Here is a 693-nt window from a genome sequence, read left to right on the forward strand (position 1 = left end):
GACTCGCCGCACTTGGTCGACACCCACAGTTCGCTGATCGGGCACTCGACGCGTTGCAGTGCAGTGGCGTACTGCACGAATTCCTTCGCTGCCTTCGACGCCCGCATGATGGTCTCATGGTCGCCGTGGCCCTCGATGCCAAAGCCGACCACCGGCTTGCCGGTCTTGGCGATGCCATCAACGACCTTCTTCGTCCAGCCGTCTTCGATACCGATCACTACTACTGCCCCAACGTTCGGGTTGCTGCCCGCGCCAATCAGGGTACGGAAGTGCAGGTCGAGGTCCGGACCGAACTGCAGGCGCCCATATGGATGAGGGATGGCCATCGTGCCTTTGATGGCTACAGCGACAGCTTCGGCGGCTGCGTTGGACAGGTCATCCAACGGGAGGATGATGACGTGGTTGCGAACGCCCACGCGACCGTTGTCGCGGCGGTAGCCCCAGAAAGTAGAGTTTTGGTCAATCACGGACATGACGTGGTCCTCGGATGCTTTGATGAAAAAATGGGTTCGGAGGGGTGCGGTGGTGCGGCTTACCAGCGCTTGGTCTTGATGTTGTGAACGTGAGCGTGTTCACCAGCCTTGATCGGCGCGACAACCTTGCCGATATCGATGCCGTACTTGTAGACCGTCTCCTTCACGTCCATGTCGCGCAGCGCGACCTTGTGGCCGATGGGAATCGGCTGGAGCGCGG

The 693-nt window shown here is 60.5% G+C and carries 1 protein-coding gene and 1 pseudogene; both read right to left on the bottom strand.

Annotation, left to right across the window (positions count from 1 at the left end; all coding sequences use genetic code 11):
• Positions 1-473: UxaA family hydrolase (locus tag E1J61_RS36495; RefSeq protein ID WP_165971630.1), on the bottom strand; the 473-nt coding region annotated here is incomplete at its 3' end.
• Positions 474-532: 59 nt separating this feature from the next.
• A pseudogene (locus E1J61_RS36500) lies at positions 533-693 on the bottom strand (SAF domain-containing protein); the annotation flags it as partial.

Source organism: Cupriavidus sp. L7L, from assembly GCF_004353535.1.
Lineage (GTDB): Bacteria > Pseudomonadota > Gammaproteobacteria > Burkholderiales > Burkholderiaceae > Cupriavidus > Cupriavidus oxalaticus_A.